Genomic DNA, 17375 nt, shown 5'->3' with positions numbered 1-17375 from the left:
TAAATCAATCTCAACAATGATCATCTATCATAATAACTCAAAATTCAACATTTTCTGCCTGTAATGCTCTCCATGATTGGGATAAAACTTTGCTGGCTGATTGGGCAAAAACAAAGGTAATTAGCAGTCCTACCAGAAAATCAGGAATAAAAGAACCTGTTAAAGCGACTAACGCTGATGCGCCTAAAACCGAGGTATTAGCAATAATGTCATTACGAGAACAAAGCCAAACAGAAGACATATTGAGGTTATCACGACGATGCTTAGTTAATAACCAAAGGCAGATTAAATTAGCAATTAAAGCTGCAATTCCAACAATAGTCATTAATTTTGGTTCTGGGGGGACTCTGGTAAAAAGTTCGTAACTCGCTCTCGCAAAGACAATAACTGCGGATAAGAACATAATACTTCCTTTGAGAAAGGCTGCTTGGGCTTGGGCTTGACGACTGCGATGAAGAACATACAAGCTACTCGCATAAACTAAGGCATCGCCCAACATATCCAGCGAATCTCCCGTCAAAGAGAGAGAATTTGCTCGAATTCCACCCCCTAATTCTACGATGAACATAACCGCATTGATAACGAGAACGCTCCAAAGCACTTTACTCTGGCTTTTTCTCAGTTGTGCTAACTCGCACCCCTTCTGTTGACAACAATCTCCCATTTTCTTTAACCTCTCAGTCACAACTCTAACATTCAAATGAATATTAGAATGTTAATGTAAAACATTCAAACGATCAAGCAAATGTTAAACTATGTAATCATCAGGGCTAGGGAACAATTTCTTGAAGACTATGATGAAGAATACTCGCTAAACGCTGATCTCTTAGGGAATAATAAGCCAATTTTCCGTCATTTCGATATTTAAGAATCTTAAGATCCCGTAATTTTCGCAAATGATGAGAAGCTGATGCAACTTTCACATTAAGCAAAGCTGCTATATCACAGACGCAAAGTTCAGGAGTGTTACTCAAAGCATAAAGAATCTTTAACCTAGATTGATCCGATAAAGCTGAGAATAAGATAGAAGCTTCCTCTAAAATTGACTCATTGGGTAATATTTGAGCGACTTCAGCGACTAAATCGGTATTAACACATTTAACTTGACAGACATCTTTTAACTTGAGCCTTTTCACCAACTGTTTCTCCTTCATCTTGACAAGCTGATTCTCAGTTTAACGAACTTATCAAACGCCTATTACATATTAGCCTTATTAGCGATCGCATCATCTAAACTCTTTTTCAACTCAGTCAAATCCATTGTACCAATATCTCCCTGTTGGCGAGTACGAATGCTCAAACTTTGAGTTTCAACTTCCTTGTTTCCAACGATGGCTACCACAGGAATTTTTTCTAGTTCGGCCTTACGTATTTGTTTGCCCAAACGTTCACCGGTGCAGTCTATTTCTACCCGATAACCAGCCTCTTTTAGCGTAGCAACGACAGTTTCCCCATATTCTCTTTGTGCTTCACTAACTGGTAACAAACGTAATTGGATAGGTGCTAACCATAAAGGAAAATCCCCTGCATAGTTTTCGATTAAAATTCCGTAAAAACGCTCTAAAGACCCAAAAATTGCCCGATGAATCATAATCGGACGTTGACGAGAACCATCGGCTGCGACATATTCCATGTCAAAGCGTTCTGGTAAGTTAAAATCTACCTGGATCGTAGAGCATTGCCAAGTACGTCCAATGGCATCTTTAATTTTGATATCGATTTTAGGACCATAGAAAGCACCGCCTCCCTTATCTTCAATATATTCCCAACTTTTGCTATTTAACGCTTCTACTAAAGCTTGAGTTGCCAATTCCCAACCTTCATCTGTCCCCACTGACTTCTCTGGGCGAGTAGAAAGATTAACTTCATAGTCTTTAAACCCAAAATCCGAAAGAATCTTTTCTGTTAAATTGAGTACACCCAGAATTTCTGCGGCAATTTGTGTGGGTAAACAGAAAATATGAGCATCATCTTGAGTAAAACCCCGTACTCGCATTAAACCATGTAGAACCCCAGAACGTTCGTAGCGATAGACTGTCCCTAATTCTGCCCAACGCAATGGGAATTCTCGATAGGAATGGAGGTCATTTTTATAAGTTAAAACGTGAAAGGGACAGTTCATCGGTTTGATTTGATAAGCTTGTTCCTCGATATCCATCGAATCAAACATATTTTCCCGATAAAAGTCAAAATGTCCCGATGTTTTCCACAATTCTAAATTAGCAACGTGGGGGGTATAGAGGAGTTCGTAACCTCCATCTAAATGAGCTTTACGCCAATAATCTTCAATGATGTAGCGCATGGTTGCACCACGAGGATGCCAAAATACCAAACCGCCACCCGCACCTTCTTGAATGCTAAACAGTTTTAACTCTTTTCCTAGTTTGCGATGATCTCGGCGTTTAGCTTCTTCCTGTTGCTTTAAATAAGCGTCTAATTGTTCGGGGGTTTCCCAAGCTGTCCCATAGATACGTTGTAATTGGGCTTTGGTTTCATCTCCACGCCAGTATGCCCCTGCTACGCTTTCTAGGGCGAAAGCATTGGGGTTTATCTCCCCTGTATAGTTAATATGAGGTCCGGCACAGAGATCCCACCAAGATACTGTAGCAGGAATTTTGACAGGTTTAATCAAAGAAGGTTCTGGTAAAGCACCTTTGAGCTTTTCTCCTACATTGGGCAATCTACCACCGTCGGGACTGCCAATATAGTAACGAGTAATGGTTTCTCCTGCAGGAATGCTATCTAAAATCTCTAGTTTATAAGGTTCCCCTAACTGTTCGATTTCGGCTTTAATTTCTTCTCTAGTAATCTCTTCACGAATAATCGGCAAATTAGCTTTGATAATAAAGCGCATTTGCTTGGTAATTTTTTTCAAATCTTCAGGGGCAAACGGTTCGGGGCGATCAAAATCGTAATAAAAACCCGTATTTGTCGTGGGACCAATGGTAACTTTTGTCTCTGGAAATAAGATTTGTACTGCCATTGCCATAACGTGGGCGCAAGTGTGACGAATGCGTTCTAATTGTTCTGGGTTGGCGATTTGTAAGGGAGATTGAGTTAATTGGCTGACCACTGGTAAGTTATTGTAATAATAATCATTATCATAATAGCGTAAATTGATAATCATTATCAAAATATCCCGAAACGAATTAACTTAAGACTATGACTCGTCTAAACTTCACCCTGTCCGATGCTTTGCCAGCCTTACCGAAAAGTGGAATGCCAGTCACTATCATTACTGGTTTCTTAGGGAGTGGCAAAACGACTTTACTCAATCAAATTTTACAGAATAAAGACAACTTGAAAATAGCAGTATTAGTTAATGAATTTGGGGATATTAATATTGATGAACAACTGCTCATCTCAGTGGATTCAGATATGATAGAATTAGATAATGGGTGTATTTGTTGCACTATTAATGATGGTTTAGTTAATGCTGTCTATCGAGTTTTAGAAAGAGAAGAAAAAGTAGATTATTTAGTTATTGAAACAACAGGATTGGCAGATCCATTACCGATTATTTTGACTTTTTTAGGAACAGAATTAAAGTTTTTAACTCGTCTTGATGCTATCATCACAGTTGTTGATGCAGCGGCTTTTGATGCCAACCATTTTGATAGTGATGCTGCTTTAAGCCAAATTAGATACGGTGATATGGGTATTTTAAATAAAATTGACTTAGCAACTGAAGATAAACTTAATGAATTAAAAGCATTTATTGAAGATATTAAACCAGGATTTAGAATTTTACCAAGCCAATATGGTAGAGTTCCTTTACCCTTAATTTTAGATATTGGTTTAACTCAAACAGATACCTATAAAACTGAGATTTCTGAGTTTAGACGTAACAAATCTGCTTTTAATAATCATTTAGAAACCGATGGCTTTAATTTTATTTCTTTTCAAAGCGATCGCCCTTTTGAAATTGAGAAATTTGAACATTTTTTATCTGAACAATTACCCAATAATATATTTCGCGCTAAGGGGATACTCTGGTTTCTAGAAAGTCCGGCTCGACATATTTTTCAATTGAGTGGACCTCGCTATGATCTCCAAGCGGATGATTGGACAACCCATCCAAAAAACGAACTTGTCTTCATCGGGCGTAATTTAGATAAATCATTAATTGAACAACAGCTTAATGAATGCTTAGTCAAGGTAGATATTCCACATCGATTTAGTTTACTTAATTTACTCCCTTGACATACTTTTCCTGAAGTCTACTCCAGTTTCAGGAAGAATAGCCAGCATGAGAAACTTAAAATTCTGAAAAATTTAAGAACGATTATCGTTATAGTATAATTAACTTTTGTAAAGGCAATTGCTTCTCTTCGTCATGTCAGAGATTAACCAGCAAGGATTACCAGTTACCATCATTATCGGCTTTCTCGGTAGTGGAAAAACCACCTTACTCAATCAAATTCTGCAAAATGACCTTGATCAAAAAGTTGCAGTCTTGGTTAACGAGTTTGGTGACATCAATATTGATGGTCAACTTTTAGTTTCTTACGAGGATGATATGGTGGAGTTGAGCAATGGTTGTATTTGCTGTACTATCAATGACGGTTTGGTAGAAGCCGTAAAACGAATCTTAGCCAGGAAAGAAAAAGTAGATCGTTTGATTATCGAAACGACGGGGGTAGCTGACCCTTTACCGATTATTTTGACTTTTATTGGTTCAGATTTTCGGTATTTTACGCGCTTAGACGCAGTTATTACCTTGATTGATGCAGAAACCTTTACCCCAGAACACTTTGATAGTGAGGTAGCGTTTAAACAAATTGCCTATGGAGATATTCTCTTATTGAATAAAACTGATTTAGCAAATAACGAACAACTAACCGCATTAGAAAGCTACATTGCCTCTGTTAAAAAGAATCCCAGAATTATCCATACCCAATACGCCCAAGTCCCGTTACCTTTAATCTTGGATGTGAGTTTAACTAACACAGATAGCTTTCAAGAACAACACCATCACCATCATTCTCATCACCTCAAAACAGATGGCTTTATGTCCCTGTCTTTTCAAAGCGACAAACCCTTTGATGTTTATAAATTTCAAAAGTTTTTAAACGAAGGACTTCCCCTAGAAGTATTTCGTGCCAAAGGAATTGTTTGGTTTGCAGGAAGCCAATTACGTCACATTTTCCAACTCTGCGGACAGCGCAACGATATCAAGTCCGAACCCTGGTCTAATACTCCTGTGAACCAGCTAGTCTTTATCGGTCGTCATTTAGATGCCGATAAACTCCGCCAACAGCTAAATAACTGCTTAGCTACCTCTGTTACCCTTTAATTTAACTCAACACTATGACCTTAGCTCAGTCCGAACCCAATCCAGTTAATAAAATCGATAATAAATTGCCGTCATTAACGACCACACAACAGCCTCCTGTCTCTGAGGAGGAGATGCGCCAAGCGGTAAGGACTTTACTGTTAGGATTAGGAGAAGATCCTGATCGCGAAGGTTTGAAAGATACGCCAAAACGAGTGGTCAAAGCCCTTAAATTTTTGACTTCTGGCTATCATCAATCGTTAGACGAACTGCTAAATGGGGCAGTTTTTCATGAAAATGCTAATGAAATGGTCTTAGTTCGTGATATTGACCTATTTAGTTCCTGTGAACATCATATCTTACCCATTCTCGGCCGCGCTCATGTTGCTTATATTCCCGATGGTAAGGTTATTGGACTCTCAAAAATTGCTCGTATTTGTGAAATGTACGGACGACGTTTGCAGGTACAGGAACGCCTTACCGCACAGATTGCAGATGCACTTCAAGGATTATTGCAACCGAAAGGAGTGGCTGTGGTTGTAGAGGCAACTCATATGTGTATGGTAATGCGAGGGGTGCAAAAACCTGGTTCTTGGACTTCCACCAGTGCGCTTAGAGGGGAATTTGCTAATGATGCTAAAACCCGTCAGGAGTTTATGAGTTTGATTCAACACAATCCTAGGTTGCGTTAATCGATTTGCGTGCCACTCTTAGAGATGAGTGTTAAGCTCATCTCTAGCGTTTTTTGACTACATTTTAAGATAAATTCTATCCAACCACAAAGGAATAACAGGCAAAGCCTGATCACCTGAGTTCGGCATAAGATAATTGCCTATAGTTTAGTCAGTGAAAGAATTACAGGAAGTTTCCAACTTTATTGTCATTCTACACGAAAAAAACCTAGCCAAATGCTAGGAATTGGTTGGATTACTTTTCTGCCCAAGTATCGGCGATCGTTGCTTCGACGACAACAGGAACCGATTTGAGAAATCGTTTCCCCGCTGAAATCATAGCTTCTTCAAGCATGGTACTTCCTTCGGCGACGTGAACCTCTGGAACTTCAAGGACAATTTCATCGTGAACGACCACAATAGGAAAGCCCCCTAACTCATCAAGATCCGTATTCAATTTATGTAATGCCAGCTTTGTGATATCGGCACTGGTTCCTTGAACGGGGGTGTTTAACAGAGAGGTTAACGGAGGTTCATCTTTCCATCGTCGTAGCCGTCCGCTCAGAGTGCGTATGTCTTTTACTTTCGTAGTCCGTAACTTAAACGCAGTATCTTGATGCCATTGATGAAGTCCTGGGTAGCCTTTGAAGAAGTTATCTCTAAAGCGCTGCGCTTCTTCTATGCTCATCTTCACGCCATAGTTAGTTTCAGCATAAATCCTCAATTTAGTAGCACCCATGCCGTAGATAAGACCGAAATTGACAGCTTTTCCTAGTTGCCGTTCTTGCTTGGTTACTTCATCAAGCGGTTTCCCCGATACCAAAGCGGCTGTAAGTCGATGTAAGTCTTTCTCGTTACAATACGCATCAATCATCACCGAATCATTGGCAATCTCAGCAGCTATCCTCAATTCAATCTGGGAATAATCAGCAATTATCAGTTTATAGCCTGAGGCAGGGACAAAGCAGCTACGATACTGTCGTTCTCTAGGAATTTGCTGTAGGTTAGGGTTAGAGAACGAAAACCGTCCACTAGCAGCTCGCATCTGGTTTACATTCGGGTGAATACGATGGGTCACAGGGTTGACAAAAGTAGGTAGTTTTTCTCCAAAGCTACTGTGAGCTTTCGACCAATGTCGATACTCAATAATGGTGAATACTTCTGGATGATTTTCCGAGAGTTTATCGAGGGTGTCTTTACTGGTACTATTCGTATGGATTCCTAACCGAGCTAACGCAGCGATCACCTGTTCGTTAGAATCAAGATTAATTGACGCTTCTCCTCCAAATAAGTTCAACTGCGCGTGGTCTGGTTTTAAAACCTCACAAGCGATCTTAGCAGCATCCTCTCTCCTTGTTTCTATTTCTTTGGCTAATTCACCCCATCGATCCAAATCAAGACCCATCCCCATAAGCCCCATTTGAGCAACTCTAGCTAATGCTCCTAGTTCTACTTGAATGGCATCTGCTAATTGATTTTCAATGATTTTACTTCGGAATGTGTCTCTTAGAGGGAGTACCACAGCAGCATCATTGGCAGCATATTGTAATTGTTCTTGGGTTAATGGCTTTCCCCAATCAGAAACTTGTAGTGATTTATCCAAGCTGTAGCCTAGCTCTCTTGCTGCTACTCTCATCAGACTGTAACTGCCAGGTAGGTTACGATTGAGTTCTTGTTTGAGCTTTTTCTTGTTCTTGATCGACTGATTCAGATTCGGAATTGGTAGTACACCTGCTTTTATATCATCTTCAAGGGTAGGTGGTAGCCCAGCTGCTAATAATTGAGCCATTAGCATTGTGTCAATCCACGCTGTTTTTACGGGATTGATACCCAGATGCTTTGTCAGAAATTGAATCTCAAAGGCTAGGTTATGCCCTACTTTCGGAATTTTATGGTGTTCAATAAACCGTCTGAGTGATTCCTTATGAGTGATACTTCTGAACTCGATAAGGATAACCGGGCGGTTTGGTGCGGCTATCTGGATTAGGCTAATTTCTGATGTGTGGGGGTCAAGTCCAGTAGTTTCTATGTCTAATCCGACTACAGTGTGAGTCTCTAGCTCTTTTAGCGCAGTGACTAAACTCTCATCGTCTTTGATAATTTTATAGTCGGCATTCGGGTAAGGGGTCAAATTCTTACTATATTTCTCTAAAAGTGAGTCTAGGTTAGTTAGATCAATTCCAAGCTTGTCTTTTGAAGATCCATCAGTATCGGCTAACACCAAGGTCAGTTGTTTTGTAGCCATTGTTAAAACCTCATTACAACTTTTTGCTAAAATGCGCTAGCAGATCAAATTAAGTCTACGACTCGTAGACATTTCTAACGAGCCGTAAACTTTATCTAAAGATTTATTTCGCCAAATTGCTTAGACCAAAAGCATCCTCGTGACTCAAAGAAAACTACGTCTTCGCAATCAAGACACTTCAATAACTTCTTTTGCTTTCCGTCTTTCTTGCTACGATATTCTCTTAAATGCAGTGGCTTTTGACACTTTGGACAACTGGCCTTGGTTTCTTGCGTCGGCGATTTGGTTCCTAGTGATTCCCATTGCTTACGGTCTTTGTTGTAGAACATGACTGTTTCACAGCCCTCACATTTGAGGAAATAAGGCCGGTGTAACTTCTTGGACTTAGACGGAATTTTGCTCATGGCAATGTTGCATTTGGGACACTTTGTTCTCGACTTTTCTAAGGATTTACCATTACCGTTAAACGATTGAACTACGGGCTTACCTAGGTTTTGCGCTATCTTAGTCAGGGTTGGTTGCCAATGGTCAAAATGGAACTGACATACATAGGGTTGCCATTTTTCATCCCCTTTGGCGATCGCATCGAGGTGAGACTCCATCTGAGCAGTAAATTCAACTGTTCCTAGTTCCGTTAAATGCTCTTTGACGAAGTGGTACACTTTGAGCCCTACCTGTGTTGGTTTTAGCATTCGCTTCTCAACCGCAACGTAGTTTCTATCTTTGAGCGTTTGGATTGTCGGTGAAAACGTGCTAGGTCGTCCAATTCCTTTCTTTTCCATTACTTTGACCATTTGTGCTTCGGTATAGCGAGAGGGTGGCTTAGTCTGTTTCTTTTCAGCCTGAGCATCGGTTAAACTTAGTGCTTGGTTTTCTGCCACCAAAGGCAACTCAGAATCAGCCCCTAAGTCTCTCCAGTAGCGAAGATAGCCAGGGAAGGTTACGACTTGCCCATTTGCTTTCCAGAACACAGTATCGGATTGGGTGGTGATGGTGGTTTTATCTAACTCGGCGGGTTTACATTGACTAGCCACAGTTCTAAACCAAATCAGTTGGTATAGCTTTCCTGCCGCATCTCCTAGTTCCGCAGCGATGTCTGATTCGGTTTTGGCTAAATCAACTGGCCGTATCGCTTCGTGAGCTTCTTGGGCATTTTTCGGTTGTCGATGTTTCACGGCTGACTTAGGAAGGTTCTCAGGGTCATTTACTTTAAGATACTGCCGTATGACTTCACAGAAATCGTCGGAAATTACCGTTGAGTCAGTTCGGTGATAGGTAATCACTCCCGCTTCGTATAATTTCTGGGCTAATTTCATTGTCATATCTGGCGAAAGCTTTAGTCTGGCTCCTGCTGCTTGTTGTAGATTACTCGTTGTAAACGGTGCAGGAGGTGACTTCTTACTTTTCTTGGTTTGAAGGGAGACCACTTTGTGAGAGTTGTTCCGTGCGATCGCCACAAGACGATTAGCCTCTACTTCGCTTGTTACCCGCAAGGACTCTTTTTGTGTCTCTTTCGGAGTTTGGCTATCATCTCTTTCTTCATCAGTATCTTCGGAATTTTCGTTGCTTTCTCCTGCATAAAAGGCTTTGAATCCCTCTTTATATGAACTCCATACAGAATAGTAGGTTTTTGGTTTAAAGTTTTGGATAGTTTCTTCCCGTTCACAAATCAGTGTCAATACTGGGGTTTGAACCCTCCCCATGCTTTTGGCTCCTTCTACATAATCCCACAACAAAGGTGAACCGGTGTACCCGATCAGTTTATCTAATGTAGAACGTCCGAGAGCGGATGCCACAAGGTTAGTGTCGAGTAAGCGAGGATTAGCGATCGCCTTCCTGACTGCTTTCTCTGAAATTTCGGAGTACACAATGCGTTGAGGATTTTTGATTCCCATGACTTGAGCGGCGTGCCACCCAATACACTCCCCTTCTCTGTCAGGGTCGGTGGCGATAAAGATCCGTTCACTGTTTGTCCTTTTAGCTGTCACTTGTAATTGTCGAATCACCTTTTTGCTACGCTCAGAGCGAGGTACAAACTTTGGTATGACTGTGCCCTTGGGTGTTAGCTCAAACCCAAGATTATGACTCCCTGACTTGTCAAACTCTCTGATATGTCCACCTGTTGCGATCACCGTCCAGTCTGCTCCTAGGAATTTTTCTAATTTTTTACGTTTTCCTGGTGCTTCGATTACTAATACATTTTTTGCCATAATTAAACCTCGTTTAATAATTGAACTAAAAAAGGAGTAGCCCAAAAGGACTACTCGCATTTACTTAAAAGGGGATAGGATCGTCGGCTTCTTCAGTTTCAACCTCAGTTTCGTCAACCTTTGATACTGGCTTCGGACGCTTAGTTAATTGTTTCTCTTGAGGTTGTGGAGTAGGGGTACACTTCTCGAAGAAATCTGGATCATTCTCCCAAGAAGCGGTGTCGTTTTCTTGATTCTCTGAGTCAGAGGATTTGGATGAAGTGTCATCTTCCTCAGCACCCCCATTAGGAATAGGAAAATCGCTATAAGTTTCTCTTAGAGAGAAGATTAGCTCACCAGCTTTAGATCCTTTGGGGATTAAAATGTTATTGAAAGGCTCTCCAATCAATGTAACCACTCGACCTTTATTCTCTTTTTCGTGTTCAACGTCAATTAGCTCGGCTTTTGTTACCGGGTGTAGCCGTTTCACCGGTACGACAAAAGGTGATTTACCCTGGCTTTTGTGGAAATCTAATTCCATGTCTAAGACAGTCAACGAATGAACTTCATCTTCAAGAGCCACGCCTTTATTACCAGTCGCTTCCGAATAAGCTTGGTTAAACTCGTCTCTCAAATTACTGACTTCTGAGCCGATAGCACCCCCTGTTCCTGCACCTAGTCCCAACTGTAAGGGAACTTCGTGCAATGGGTTGTTATCTTCGTCTACAAACAATAGTAAGTATCGGGTTCGCATACGGTAGTTGTCGCGATCGCCATCGAGAAGTTCTTTATACTTAGTCGGCTTCCCGTATTTATATGCAGGTCCTTTGTAAAACCATCCCCTCGGTGTTTTCTCCTGAAGTTCGATAGTGTCAGACTGATGAATGATACAACAGCGCATTCGCTTAGTAATATAGCCTTCTACTGTTGCTGGATTGGGAGAATCTTCATTGAATGTCAATGTGATTTCCTCAAACCATTCAGTAGGAGTAAATGATACTCGTTCTGCTTGTTCTAAAGGGATGAAAACCCCATAAGGACAGTTACTGTCACGGATTTTCTTCTCAGAGGATAATCTTTCGGGATTAACTAATTGACAATAAGCTGTCGAATTATCACGAGTTTCAAACTCTTTTAGCCCGTCAAAAGCTGAGGTGTCAATGGTTTTGTTACGTTTCTTTCCAGAGTTAAATGCCATAGTCTTAGTTGGTCAGTGTACAAAGTGCTTCTTCGCTGTAAAACTTTCTATAAAAGCAATCAAATTCGACGAAGCTATATCTAGGTTGATGCCGTGCTAACGGCTCTTAAAGCTCTTAAACAGGACGATACGATAGATTGGTTGAAGTTCTTCTAGCGTGCTGGATAGCATCTTTGAGTGAAGCCATTTCTTTTTTACAACTTGCTTTGAGAACAATCTTTAAAGTTTGTGGAATAGTATTCCAAAATTGTAAAATATTTATACTACTATGCTCATCTTTAATCAATGCGATCGCTTTTCGTAGTAACCCTCTTAATTCTTTTGGAGCATTAGCCACCTCTACCATAGACTCGATGAGCTTCTGAGCTATGGTGTTCAGGGAAGTCGTGTAAACAGGCGCTTTCTTTTCTGGCTTCACTTCTCCGAAGATGATTCGGAGATTTTCGTTCTCCCTTTCTCTTTTAGCTTCTTCTCGTAACCGTTTTCTTTCGTCTAAACTGGCTAAGACAGCTTGCCGGTCAGGATCATCAATTAAGCTTCTGTCTAATTGATACAACCTAACTTTGTCTAACCCTTCTTTGAAAAATTTAAGTTTCATTCCGACTTTTTCTAAGAACTTATTTATGGTGCGAATGGCTTGGGACTTTTTCGTTACGGTTACGGAATAGGCTGTTTTTAGGTTTTTACTCCTTCTTGCTTTAGCAAGGATTTCTAAAAGCATAGGAGAGTCTTTTGATAAAGCTTCTTGAGGGTTATCAATCAAGTGCTTAACTAACTTAATAATGCCGATGTTGTTCAATACTTTGATTTGAAGACTCAGGGTTTTGATATCAGGCAAAAAGGCGACCCCTTGAGTGAAGCTGTGTAAATGGCTTTTCCAGATTGCTAAATCTCGTTCGACGGTATCTTGAGGATGGGTGCAATACCACCACATTTTATGAGCATTAAGCCACTTTCTCCTGTTTTCTGTGATTGCTTTTTGGATAAACTCTTTGGTTAAAGGTAATCCAGGTAATTCTTGCATAAGATACGCCTTCGTTATCTGTAACCTTTCTTCTTCAGTCGTTGTGAGCTTATTCTCAAGCATCTGAGCTTCTTCAAAGGTGATCGTCTTAGCATTCATGATGGCTTCTGCCTCTAAGCCAGGAAGTTGCTTTTTTGCCTCTCTCACTTGTTCTCCTTTGTCGGTTTTACCCCCTTTCTCGACAATTTCAAGGCGATGTCCTTCTTCTTTCAACTCTCGGATTAATGTATCGGCTAACTGCTTTTTATCCCAGTTATTTCTAGCAATAATTTTGGCATAATACTCGATATGAACATTGTCCCAAGTCCCATTCTTCTCATCCCATAACTTGGTAAGTAGAGTCTTCATTAATTCAGCATCTTCTGCGGTTTCCCCTGCCACAACTTTTGAGACATCAATTAGTAATCCAGTTGTTTTATTAAACTCAAATAAATGGGACTTAATTTCGGAGGTCATTACTAAAGCTTCGTTTTGAATAACACCATGATTGATGATACCCCTATTTTTACACCAGATATACCGAGGAATCGGTGTTCGTATTCTTCCTAACATCTGACGACTTTGACTCGGCACTAACGTTCCAAAAAATAACCCATACATCTCATCAAACCAGTCCACATCGATACTGACACCTGCACCCATCGAAGGGGTGAATAGGAACAATGTCGGTCTAAGGTCTTTGATGGATTCGTTGGGGTTCTCCATGAACGCTTTACCGAAGTCGGTTTCTGTCGTTTTTCGGTCAATCCGCACTACGTTAATAGTGGGATCATCTGCTAATACCGCTTTCTCAATGGCTTCTGCTTCTGCTTGACTGTCACAAGCGACTGCAAGACGTCTTTGGCGAGGTCCACTTTCTTCTTGGATAGGTGTTTTTAACCGGTCAAAAATTTGTTGGACAATGACATCTTTGCTACCTCCTTTCCAAAACAAGATATCCCAGGTCGGTACTTTTGAGCCTTTATTGACGATTAGTTTGGTGTCAGTACCAGGCGCTAACGTCCTAAAATAGTTTAAGGAAAGATCGGTTAAATCTGCATCAGCTACCAACAGGCATCCTCCCTGTTTTAGGCATTCTGGTATTAAAGTTTCTAGGGTAGCTAAAATTTGAGCGCGACGTTCACTACAAGTTGAACTAAGCAAGAAATGATTCATGGCAAGTTCCGCTTCATCGATAATAATCAATGTGTTTGACCACTGACTTTCACTCAACTTCCACAAGCTATCCCAACACAACCCTAAATCTGTGATATCTTCCCATAGTAGTGTTCGTGTATTTCCTTTAAGATCCCCGATCCACTCAACATCCCATTTAATGGCTTGCTCTCGTCCTAGGGCAATACGCGGCGTAATGGTCAGGATTTTGCGTCCTTCTAACTTAGCTCGTTCAATAACTTTGTTGATTTGATAGGATTTCCCTGTTCCTTTGGGACTTTTCAGGGCAACAATACCTTTCAACTCTGGTATTAGGGTTTCTAGATTAGGCAAGTAACGTTCGTCTATTGTTTTAAAAGGTTTGAGGCTAAGCTGTCTCAGTGCTTTTTGTTCTTCTTTGAGTAGATGTTTACGTTGTTCGCGGTTACAAAGACGGATGAAGTCTTGCGGTGTCAGTATTTCTGCGTTATCGAATGTCTCTTTGCTAATTTCATCGACATCTCCGTCTGTTTTAGTAACTTGCCCCCACCATTTTACTTTGATATTCGATTGAATCTGGCCGATTTTATTGAACTGGGATACCATTCGTCCAAAAACACGAGGATTAATGGCGTCTCCCCCATCAGGACATACCCAAACTTCTTCAAAGTCATACAACAAAGCTTTTAGCTGATTGGGACTTGAGGCAAAGGCTCCCCCTGTTGCACCTATTACGGGATACCCTGTAATCTTTGAGGCAATAATCGCTTTTAGAAATCCCTCGACGAGAATTACAATATCACCACCCTTTCCGTAATAATCAACGTAGGTTAACGGTAATTCTAATTCCTTATTAACCACCACGTGACTACTCAGTGCAGTTTTTGGCCAAACGTACTTAGCCCCTTTCGTCTCCTCTTGAGTTGGATCTCGACGGATTTGATATCCTTGGACTAGCCCCTCTTTGGTAAAGGCCGGTACACTGTATCCTCTATCTCTCAGGCTAAACTTATTCTTATAAACTCCTGGAAATGTCCAATGTACATTAACTACGGTATCTTGATTTTTTTCTAAGGAGAAAAAGCCAAAGCTTTCTATGTCTGCTTCTGATAGCCCACGATCCAGAAGATTCTGGCGATGGTCTTTATCTAGTTCAGTGGTATTTCTCAGGGATTTGAAAATCTTATCAAAGTCCTTACTGCCGAGGGCATTCTTTAGCTGTCGTTGATCTTTTTTCTTCTTCTCAGTCTTAGTTCGCCTCAGAAATCGCTCTAACTGTCTTGCATCACGAGCGCACTCATCTTGCTTGACGAAGTATCCCCAAGGCGCAGGATCTACAGTTCTAATAAATTTATAATTGTCAACAACTAAGTCGGTTTCATAGGCGGCTTCGTGGCATAACACACTGTCGTCGGGTAAAATTCGGCAATCCCCAGTGGTGTCTCCGCAAATAGGGCAGGATAAACCCTTCTTCGTGGGTCTGAAAATATTAGCCATGTTTATGTTCTCAATTCTTAGTATTTTTGCACTGAATGTAGCGGAATGAAATGGAGTGAAGAATTCTTCAAACCAATAAGGTGGTTATCCGTGTAGTGATTTGTTATCATTGAATAGATATTTGGATTTAGGGAGAGGCTTTGCTTGGCTTTTCCCCGTTCCCTCATGCCACTATTAATCGTCCTGTTTTATACTCAACGAGTATTTGGTCAACGAATTTTAGTGTATTGAAGGGATAGGTGCGTTCAATTAGACCCGAAGGACGCCTCTGTTTTTGCAAAAGCGTTCCATCAGGCCGAATAGATTCCTACACTGCTCTCAAATCTCCTTGACAATCCTTGTTTTTAAGGGCTTTAAGGTGTATCTCTTTCTGAAGACAAAGACTTCGGTAAACATATCCTAGGGTCAACCGGTAACATTTTGGCATCCGGTTATATTCTTTTCCCCAAGACCTTACAGTCTTATCAGTGACTTTTAATAATTTAACCAGTACCTGTCTGGTTTCTCTGTTAAAATCTTCTTGTGCTTCGTATAGTTTCCTCACATTGGGAGGTAGTTTATCGATTTCATAGAGTTTTCGGATAAACTCTATCCCGCTCATCTCTTTTGCTTTCAAATAATGGGGATAGTCAATTTTCTCTGAATATCCATACTCTGGATAGGCGCGGCTCAAAGGGGACGCTTTTCTATGTGCTAACATATTCTTTGGTTCTCTTGCTGGTGTGTTCAGTAAGTGGGCAAGTCGGCTCCTAGTGCTACCAACACTTTGAGTCGGCGTTAATGCCCTGTGTTGAATCGATTATAACATCCTCTGTACAGAATGTAGGCGATCGCTGTAAAATAGAAAATCTTCCGAAATTCCTATGTAGTCAACGTTTCCCGTCTTTTGTCTGTTTATATTAAAAATACTAATATAAATATTACATTATATTATATGTATTTATGTATTTTAAGTAGTTCTTCGTCAAAAAAGCCCAAAGAACCCCCATGAACTACCCCAATTAATAAAGCTATGGATATTATTAATTCAGGAGTAAGACCACCTGTCATTGATTGGGAGCAATTGTTTAGTCAAGTTATTAAATAACATATTTTTCAAATAGAGGTTCACCCCAAGTCATTAACCTCAAAGAAGGAAATTCATCAAAATTATCAGGATAGAATGTTACTTGATAAGTTTGGTGTTGATAAAGGACTTCCCAAATATTATTATCTATTTTCCTAAATTCTGTACCTTTACTTTTCAATATGTGAGACTGCGTAAACAACTTTTCAATATCTTGACAAGTCAAGGGTGAAGAAGGAATAGGTTGACGAACTTTAGCTAAATCGGCATCAACGTTCATAGCCACCATTGCCTCTAAGTTAGGGCGACTCATAGGAGTGTCCATAACTTGTTCAAATTGCGAAAATAAAACCCCTTGTTCTTCGGGGTCGGCGGCCATGGCAGCTTGATGAACTACATCTAGCCACTTTGTTGAGCTAGATGTTTCTGACGCTTCTTTGCATTGTTGTGCTTTTTCGCCCCTAGTTGCCTCATGCTTCCGCATAAAGTAGAGCTAGGCGACTCTACGTCTAAAGAGGACAGTTCCTGCCCCCTTGCCCAGTTTAAACACACCTGGGCTGATGCAACATCTCTGTCGCAACTATAAAGGCACTTTTCGCAGTTGTGCTGGCGTTCTGCTAATGTCTTTTTCTTTTGATGACCACAATTAGGACAAGTCTGAGATGGCTTAACTTTTCGAGTAGGAACCTCAATGTAAAACCCACCTGCTTCGGTAACTTTGCTTTTTATTAATGATTTTAAGTTACCAATTCCAACGTCAAGAATTGACCGATTTAATCCAGTCTTTTGACGTTTTCTTTTGCTACCTCTTTTAGCTTTTTTGGTCATTCCTTTTAGGTTTAATTTCTCAGTTGCCACCAAGCTATTACAGCTAACTATTTGTGTGGAAACTTGATGATGCCAGTTTTGTCTTTGACGACCAACTAAAGATTGAATCTTACCGATTTTTCTAACAGCTTTTTTCCATCTTCTAGACCCTTTTACTCCCTTTTTTCCTGCACGTTTCTTTCTAGATTTCTTTGCTGTTTTGTTGATTTTATCCTGTGATTGTTTGAGAAATCTAGGATTATCAATAA

13 protein-coding genes are annotated in these 17375 nt (G+C 40.5%); 3 read left to right on the top strand and 10 right to left on the bottom strand.

What is annotated here, in order from left to right; all coding sequences use genetic code 11:
• Window positions 1-37: 37 nt before the first annotated feature.
• The 3 genes from CY0110_RS14260 to thrS all read right to left on the bottom strand — a co-directional run bounded on the left by CY0110_RS14260 (window position 38) and on the right by thrS (window position 3127).
• Window positions 38-664: a cation diffusion facilitator family transporter gene (locus CY0110_RS14260; RefSeq protein ID WP_008276160.1), complete on the bottom strand. Its 627-nt coding sequence runs from the start codon at window positions 662-664 to the stop codon at window positions 38-40.
• Window positions 665-770: 106 nt separating this feature from the next.
• Window positions 771-1136 (bottom strand): ArsR/SmtB family transcription factor, encoded by a 366-nt coding sequence (locus tag CY0110_RS14255; protein WP_008276159.1) that lies wholly within the window; start codon window positions 1134-1136, stop codon window positions 771-773.
• A gap of 62 nt (window positions 1137-1198) precedes the next feature.
• On the bottom strand, window positions 1199-3127 hold the full coding sequence (gene thrS, locus CY0110_RS14250) for a threonine--tRNA ligase (RefSeq protein WP_008276158.1): 1929 nt from the start codon (window positions 3125-3127) through the stop codon (window positions 1199-1201).
• Between the two features lie 35 nt (window positions 3128-3162).
• Here thrS and CY0110_RS14245 point away from each other — a divergent pair, with 35 nt between their 5' ends.
• The 3 genes from CY0110_RS14245 to folE all read left to right on the top strand — a co-directional run bounded on the left by CY0110_RS14245 (window position 3163) and on the right by folE (window position 5967).
• Window positions 3163-4203 carry a CobW family GTP-binding protein gene (locus tag CY0110_RS14245; RefSeq protein ID WP_008276157.1) on the top strand — a complete coding sequence of 347 codons (1041 nt, stop codon included), beginning with the start codon at window positions 3163-3165 and terminating at the stop codon, window positions 4201-4203.
• A 133-nt stretch (window positions 4204-4336) separates the two neighbouring features.
• Window positions 4337-5296 carry a CobW family GTP-binding protein gene (locus tag CY0110_RS14240; RefSeq protein WP_008276156.1) on the top strand — a complete coding sequence of 320 codons (960 nt, stop codon included), beginning with the start codon at window positions 4337-4339 and terminating at the stop codon, window positions 5294-5296.
• Window positions 5297-5310: 14 nt separating this feature from the next.
• The gene (gene folE / locus CY0110_RS14235; RefSeq protein WP_008276155.1) at window positions 5311-5967 is read left to right on the top strand and encodes a GTP cyclohydrolase I FolE; all 657 of its coding nucleotides are present in this window, start codon (window positions 5311-5313) and stop codon (window positions 5965-5967) included.
• Window positions 5968-6202: 235 nt separating this feature from the next.
• On the opposite strand, the gene CY0110_RS14230 is transcribed toward folE, so the two are convergent.
• From CY0110_RS14230 to CY0110_RS14200, 7 genes are all read right to left on the bottom strand, one after another.
• Window positions 6203-8191 carry a bifunctional 3'-5' exonuclease/DNA polymerase gene (locus CY0110_RS14230; RefSeq protein WP_008276154.1) on the bottom strand — a complete coding sequence of 663 codons (1989 nt, stop codon included), beginning with the start codon at window positions 8189-8191 and terminating at the stop codon, window positions 6203-6205.
• A 95-nt stretch (window positions 8192-8286) separates the two neighbouring features.
• A complete protein-coding gene (gene topA, locus CY0110_RS14225) occupies window positions 8287-10401 on the bottom strand; it encodes a type I DNA topoisomerase (RefSeq protein WP_035799481.1) in 2115 nt (704 codons plus the stop codon).
• A gap of 64 nt (window positions 10402-10465) precedes the next feature.
• Window positions 10466-11578, bottom strand: a complete 1113-nt coding sequence (locus tag CY0110_RS14220) for a DUF5895 domain-containing protein (protein WP_008276152.1) — start codon at window positions 11576-11578, stop codon at window positions 10466-10468.
• A gap of 115 nt (window positions 11579-11693) precedes the next feature.
• On the bottom strand, window positions 11694-15233 hold the full coding sequence (locus CY0110_RS14215; RefSeq protein WP_008276151.1) for a plasmid replication protein, CyRepA1 family: 3540 nt from the start codon (window positions 15231-15233) through the stop codon (window positions 11694-11696).
• A 307-nt stretch (window positions 15234-15540) separates the two neighbouring features.
• On the bottom strand, window positions 15541-15933 hold the full coding sequence (locus CY0110_RS14210) for a hypothetical protein (RefSeq protein ID WP_008276150.1): 393 nt from the start codon (window positions 15931-15933) through the stop codon (window positions 15541-15543).
• Between the two features lie 379 nt (window positions 15934-16312).
• Entirely contained in the window at window positions 16313-16783 is a 471-nt protein-coding gene (locus CY0110_RS14205) for a hypothetical protein (RefSeq protein ID WP_198139171.1), read from the bottom strand.
• The coding region (locus CY0110_RS14200) for an RNA-guided endonuclease InsQ/TnpB family protein (RefSeq protein WP_035799462.1) at window positions 16699-17375 on the bottom strand (677 nt) is incomplete at its 5' end. The genes CY0110_RS14205 and CY0110_RS14200, both read right to left, overlap by 85 nt.

The sequence above is a fragment of the Crocosphaera chwakensis CCY0110 genome, assembly GCF_000169335.1.
GTDB lineage: Bacteria > Cyanobacteriota > Cyanobacteriia > Cyanobacteriales > Microcystaceae > Crocosphaera > Crocosphaera chwakensis.
Note: the sequence above shows the minus strand (reverse complement) of the source record. Positions and strands in the feature narration are given on the sequence as shown.

Excerpts from the sequence above, each read along its gene's own strand:
- CY0110_RS14260 (WP_008276160.1), bottom strand. The coding sequence starts at position 664 with ATGGGAGATTGTTGTCAACAGAAGGGGTGCGAGTTAGCACAACTGAGA.
- thrS (WP_008276158.1), bottom strand. The coding sequence starts at position 3,127 with ATGATTATCAATTTACGCTATTATGATAATGATTATTATTACAATAAC.
- CY0110_RS14245 (WP_008276157.1), top strand. The coding sequence starts at position 3,163 with ATGACTCGTCTAAACTTCACCCTGTCCGATGCTTTGCCAGCCTTACCG.
- CY0110_RS14240 (WP_008276156.1), top strand. The coding sequence starts at position 4,337 with ATGTCAGAGATTAACCAGCAAGGATTACCAGTTACCATCATTATCGGC.
- folE (WP_008276155.1), top strand. The coding sequence starts at position 5,311 with ATGACCTTAGCTCAGTCCGAACCCAATCCAGTTAATAAAATCGATAAT.
- CY0110_RS14230 (WP_008276154.1), bottom strand. The coding sequence starts at position 8,191 with ATGGCTACAAAACAACTGACCTTGGTGTTAGCCGATACTGATGGATCT.
- topA (WP_035799481.1), bottom strand. The coding sequence starts at position 10,401 with ATGGCAAAAAATGTATTAGTAATCGAAGCACCAGGAAAACGTAAAAAA.
- CY0110_RS14220 (WP_008276152.1), bottom strand. The coding sequence starts at position 11,578 with ATGGCATTTAACTCTGGAAAGAAACGTAACAAAACCATTGACACCTCA.
- CY0110_RS14215 (WP_008276151.1), bottom strand. The coding sequence starts at position 15,233 with ATGGCTAATATTTTCAGACCCACGAAGAAGGGTTTATCCTGCCCTATT.
- CY0110_RS14210 (WP_008276150.1), bottom strand. The coding sequence starts at position 15,933 with ATGTTAGCACATAGAAAAGCGTCCCCTTTGAGCCGCGCCTATCCAGAG.
- CY0110_RS14205 (WP_198139171.1), bottom strand. The coding sequence starts at position 16,783 with ATGCGGAAGCATGAGGCAACTAGGGGCGAAAAAGCACAACAATGCAAA.